This window comes from uncultured Methanofollis sp., assembly GCF_937919355.1.
Taxonomy (GTDB): Archaea; Halobacteriota; Methanomicrobia; order Methanomicrobiales; family Methanofollaceae; genus Methanofollis.
Map to the genome: position 1 here is coordinate 1 of NZ_CALFSA010000210.1, position 3,578 is coordinate 3,578.

The 3,578-nt window shown below is 69.1% G+C and carries 5 protein-coding genes; all 5 read right to left on the reverse strand.

Translation table 11 applies throughout. The features are described from left to right. Positions 1–411: ATP-NAD kinase family protein (locus Q0520_RS10250; RefSeq protein ID WP_298669734.1), on the reverse strand; the 411-nt coding region annotated here is incomplete at its 3' end. Positions 412–419: 8 nt separating this feature from the next. Continuing rightward, entirely contained in the window at positions 420–1,220 is an 801-nt protein-coding gene (gene trpA, locus Q0520_RS10255; RefSeq protein ID WP_298669736.1) for a tryptophan synthase subunit alpha, read from the reverse strand. Continuing rightward, positions 1,217–2,389 (reverse strand): tryptophan synthase subunit beta, encoded by a 1,173-nt coding sequence (gene trpB, locus Q0520_RS10260; protein ID WP_298669738.1) that lies wholly within the window; start codon positions 2,387–2,389, stop codon positions 1,217–1,219. Before trpB ends, trpA begins: the two co-directional genes overlap by 4 nt. Continuing rightward, positions 2,386–2,958: a phosphoribosylanthranilate isomerase gene (locus Q0520_RS10265; RefSeq protein ID WP_298669740.1), complete on the reverse strand. Its 573-nt coding sequence runs from the start codon at positions 2,956–2,958 to the stop codon at positions 2,386–2,388. The genes trpB and Q0520_RS10265 overlap by 4 nt, the downstream gene beginning before the upstream one ends. Further along, a partial coding sequence (locus Q0520_RS10270; RefSeq protein ID WP_298669743.1) for an indole-3-glycerol-phosphate synthase occupies positions 2,949–3,578 on the reverse strand: 630 nt, incomplete at its 5' end. The genes Q0520_RS10270 and Q0520_RS10265, both read right to left, overlap by 10 nt.

Sequence of the window (3,578 nt, forward strand, 5' to 3'; positions counted from 1 at the left end):
CTTCACGCCCGCGGGGATGCCGAGGATGGGGGTCTCCTCCGCGGCCGCCGCAACGTCCCGCGCCGTGCCGTCGCCGCCGCAGAAGAGGATGAGATCGGCGCCGGCATCGACACAGGCTCTGACCGCGTCCCGCGTGTCGGCGGCCGTCGTCTCCGGGCCCCCGGCGGTATGGACGACCTCGTACTCCCAGATGCCCGCGGCGTCGAGGGCGTCGGCCCCCATCGCCCCGGCAGAGGTGAGGAAGCGGAGGGGGAGGCCCCGGAGAGAGAGGAGGGCCACGACGGCACGCTCATGCGCCCGCGGCACCGCACCCCGCCGCCGCGCTTCGTCCGCCGTCCCGTCCGTCCCCTTCAGGCCGACGGTGCCGCCGAGACCGGCGAGGGGGTTGATCACAAGACCGATCGTCGTCATGCTCCCCTTCAGGCCCCGTCCCTGACGGCGCCGCACAGTCCGGCGACGAACTCTTTCAGTTCGGCGCACATCGCATCCCTGTCCCCCAGATGCTTCTCGACGATCGCCACGATCGCACTGCCGACGATCACGCCGTCGGCACCCGCGGCCGCGAGCGCCCTCACCTGCTCGGGGCCCGAGATGCCGAAGCCCACGGCGATGGGGAGGTCGGTGCGCGACCGCAACGCGGCGATCCTCTCCTCCATGCCGTGCGGGAGGCCTGACCTTGCGCCGGTGACGCCCTGCACGGAGACGAGATAAAGGAACCCGCCTGCATGCTCCAGGACCAGGTCCAGACGCTCTTCTGGAGTGTTCGGGGCCACGAGAAAGATCTGGTCGAGGCCGTACCGCCCGGCCGCGGCGACGGCGTCCTCCGACTCCTCGGGAGGCATGTCGGGGATGATCACCCCGTCGGCGCCGGCCTCTGCCGCCTCCCGGTAGAAGCGGTCGACGCCGCGGACATAGACGATGTTGTACGCCGTCATCAGGACGATCGGGACGGCGGTCCCTGCCCTGACGGCCCGCACCAGCTCGAAGATCCGGTCGGGCGTCGTCCCGGCCGCAAGGGCACGGTTGTCCGCTCTCCTGATCGTCGGGCCGTCGGCGATGGGGTCGGTGAAGGGCACGCCGATCTCGATGATGTCGGCCCCGGCGTCGACGACCGCCCGCACCGCCGCAAGGGAGGTCTCCGGGTCGGGGTCGCCGCCCGCCAGATAGGCGATGCAGGCCGGTCTCTCCAGGCCTGAGAAGAGGGCGTCGATCCTGCTCATATCGCCACCCCCATCCTCGCCGCAACCTCAGTAACGTCCTTGTCCCCCCGCCCCGAGAGGGTGACGACGATGATGTCGTCTTCGTCCATCTCCTTTGCCATCTTCACGGCGTACGCCACTGCATGGGACGACTCCAGTGCCGGGATGATCCCTTCCCGCCGCGAGAGCAGGGAGAAGGCGGCGAGGGCCTCGTCGTCGGTGGCCGCGACGTACTCGGCCCGCCCGATGTCCTTCAGCATGCTGTGCTCCGGTCCGACGGCCGGATAATCGAGGCCTGCCGAGACCGAATGGGTCTCCAGGATCTGCCCGTCCCTGTCCTGGAGGAGGTACGAGAGAGAGCCCTGGAGCACTCCCTTCGTCCCGGCGCAGAGCGTGGCCCCGTGCTTCCCGGTCGAAAGACCCTCGCCCCCGGCCTCCACCCCGACAAGGCGCACGTCGTCGTCGATGAGGGGATAGAATGTTCCGATGGCATTCGATCCGCCGCCGACGCAGGCGACCGCAGCCGTCGGCAGGCGCCCCTCGGCTTTCAGGACCTGTTCCCTCAATTCCCGTCCTATGACGCACTGGAAGTCCCTGACCATCGTCGGGTAGGGGTGCGGGCCCACCGCGGAGCCGAGGAGATAGTAGGTCTCCGCAGGACGGGCGATCCAGTCGCGCAGGGCCTCGCTGACCGCGTCCTTCAGGGTGCGGCTGCCTGTCCGCACCGGGTGGACCGTCGCCCCCAGGAGTTCCATCCTGAAGACGTTCAGCCGCTGCCTGGCCATGTCCACCTCACCCATGTAGACCTCGACCGGGAGGCCGAGGGCCGCGCCCGCGATCGCCGTCGCCACCCCGTGCTGGCCGGCGCCGGTCTCGGCGATGAGCCTTGTCTTGCCCATATACCGCGCCAGCAGGGCCTGGCCGAGGGTGTTGTTGATCTTGTGGGCGCCGCCGTGGAGGAGATCCTCCCTCTTCAGGTAGATACGGCAGCCGAGGTCGCGGGAGAGGTTCCGGCAGTACGTGAGGGGGGTCTCCCGCCCGGCAAAGGTCGAGAGATATCCCTCCAGTTCGGCCTGGAAGGCGGGGTCGTTCTTCGCGCGTTCATAGGCGGACTCCAGCGCCTCGAGTTCCCCCATCAGGGTCTCGGGGACGAACTGACCGCCGAATTCACCGAAATATCCCTTCTTCATGGGGATACGCTCCTGCATGCCATGATAAATTCCGTCATTTTTTTTCTGTTTTTGATGCTGGGCCCGTCCTCGACGCCCGACGAGACGTCCACGGCGTAGGGCCGCACTGCCCTCGCCGCTTCGCCGACGTTTTCCGGCGTAAGCCCGCCCGAGAGGACGACCGGGACCGGCGACCGCAGGACGAGCGACCGTGCTGCCGCCGCATCGTACAGCATCCCCCGGCCCTCGCTCCGGTCGAGGAGGACGGCGTCGCACCTGCCGGCAGGAAGATCTTTGCCTGCTGTCGCCCTGATCACCTGTACGCCGGGCGGCACCGGAAGGTCGTGGTAGAGTTGCACCGCCGTCGGGCCGAGGGCCAGGATCTCGTCGAGTTCCGAGGGGTCGGCCGTCCGCGAGACGCAGACCCTGGCCGTGAAGGGGCCGAGCGCGGCGAAGATCTCTGCCGCCTTCTCAGGAGAGACCGCGCGCGGCGATTCAGAGAAGAGGACGACGCCGATCGCGTCTGCCCCCGCCTCTTCGGCGGCGACGGCGTCCGCTACCCGCGTGACCCCGCAGATCTTCACGCGCATACCAGCCTCTCCAGCCTCTTCCCCGGATGCGGCGAGGACATGAGGGCCGAACCGACAAGAAAGGCGTCGCAGTACGGCCGAAGGGCCCGGACGTCGCAGGGCCAGACGACGCCGCTCTCCGAGACGACGAGACGCCCGTCGCCGGCGACGAGAGGGGCGAGCCTCAGGGTGGTATGCAGGTCGACGGTCATCGTGGTGAGGTCGCGGTTGTTGATCCCGACCAGTTCGGCGCCGGCGGCGCGGGCGAGTCCGGCCTCTTCCCTGTTCCGCACCTCCACCAGGGGCTCAAGGCCGAGGGAGAGGGAGAGATCCACGAACTGCCCGAGGTCGCGGCCGAGCACGCCGGCAATGAGGAGGACGGCGTCGGCACCGATCGCCGCCGTCTCCCTGAGCTGGAGTTCGTCGACGATGAAGTCCTTTCGAAGGATCGGGACGGGAGCGACCTCCCGCACTCGCCTGAGGTTGGCAATGCTCCCCCCGAAAAAGAAGGGCTCGGTCAGCACGGAGAGCCCGGCGCAGCCGCCGGCGACGAGGTCTGCCGCCAGCGCCTCCGGAGAGCCCGACCTGCGGATGGTGCCGCGCGAGGGCGAGGCGTACTTCACCTCGGCGATGACCGCGTT

Excerpts from the sequence above, each read along its gene's own strand:
- trpA (WP_298669736.1), bottom strand. The coding sequence starts at position 1,220 with ATGAGCAGGATCGACGCCCTCTTCTCAGGCCTGGAGAGACCGGCCTGC.
- trpB (WP_298669738.1), bottom strand. The coding sequence starts at position 2,389 with ATGAAGAAGGGATATTTCGGTGAATTCGGCGGTCAGTTCGTCCCCGAG.
- Q0520_RS10265 (WP_298669740.1), bottom strand. The coding sequence starts at position 2,958 with ATGCGCGTGAAGATCTGCGGGGTCACGCGGGTAGCGGACGCCGTCGCC.